Annotated in this window: 2 protein-coding genes; both read right to left on the bottom strand. The window is 42.1% G+C overall.

The window, feature by feature from the left end; translation table 11 throughout:
• Positions 1-432: 432 nt before the first annotated feature.
• Positions 433-948, bottom strand: coding sequence for a GNAT family N-acetyltransferase (locus KDK14_RS15725; RefSeq protein ID WP_257266123.1), 516 nt, complete (start codon positions 946-948; stop codon positions 433-435).
• 56 nt (positions 949-1,004) lie between these two features.
• Positions 1,005-1,190, bottom strand: a 186-nt coding sequence (locus tag KDK14_RS15720; RefSeq protein WP_257266122.1) for a hypothetical protein, incomplete at its 5' end; no start/stop codon positions are given.

The following is a 1,190-nucleotide window of genomic DNA, read 5'->3' as shown; positions in this document are numbered from 1 at the left end:
GTGTAATACCGTCCATATTAGGAAAGTTGTTTTTAGACAATTCCTTATTAGGTTCAACTGCTGAATTCAGGTTTGACTACTGAAAGCTGATTGACACTATCCAGAGAGGGCATAAAAAAGTAAGGGCAAAGATTTTGAGGATTGTTATTACCTTAAGCAGCTGGCCATCATATAGAATCGAATATTTCTGGCTACTTGGGCTGGTACTATGTGAGGCACAACGGAGGGAGCATCGCCGTTACTATGTGACCGCAGTTGTAACGAAGTGGATGCAGGAGCCAGAGCAACGCAGGAGCAGTTGCCGGGAGTACGCCACAAGGAGCCAGAAACATATAATTCATATGGTTAGCTACTTGACTACAGCATCACTTCAGCCCTCAAAAGAGGAAGAAGTGATGAGACTAAATAAGGGAAGTGGCGAAAAAAGAACAATTAACGAACTAAAGCGAAGACCAGTTGGTCAATAAATTGCTCTTCTTTATAAACATGCTTTTTCATCACACCTTCAAGCTCAAAACCACACTTTTCCAGCACACGGCGAGAGCCATCATTGCGAGCCTGTACATCAGCAAAAATACGAACCAGCCCCATTTCATCAAATGCATACTGGCAGACATAAGAAAGTGCAGCGGTCATAATGCCTTTGCCCCAATGATCTTCTGAAACCCAAAAGCCAATCTCTGCGCCAAAGCGATGAACATCCAGTTGCACGACAAACCCGATTTCACCAATAGCTTCACCACCAAAGTCAATAGCAAAGCGGGTTCTGGTCTCATGTTCCTTTACATGCTGAACCCAGGCCCTTGCATGCTCTATGGTATAGGGATGCGGGAAAGTATCCCGAAGGTTTCTGGCTATTTTAAAGTTATTACCATGTTTGGCCAGAGAGATTGCATCACCATAAAGAAATCTTCTGAGGCAGTAACCATTACCCAAGTCTATGTGCATATCATTATCCTGATAGTCAGCTATCAGGTAAAACATCGGCAAAAGTACTATGGGCTTTATTTATATACCAATAACCCATTGATATGACTTAATACACCGAGGATTATCCAACCAAGCTGAAGTTTAAGTTTATCTAATCCATTTAGCAGGCTTGATTTTTTATAAGGTATATAAGTAGTTAACCAAATGAAACCATATTTTCTGACTAAGTGACCAGTCACTCTGCTGCGTTGCAACTCCGG

Origin of the sequence: Endozoicomonas sp. ONNA2, assembly GCF_024606365.1 — a bacterium.
GTDB lineage: Bacteria > Pseudomonadota > Gammaproteobacteria > Pseudomonadales > Endozoicomonadaceae > Endozoicomonas.
This window is presented reverse-complemented; position numbering and strand designations above follow the sequence as displayed.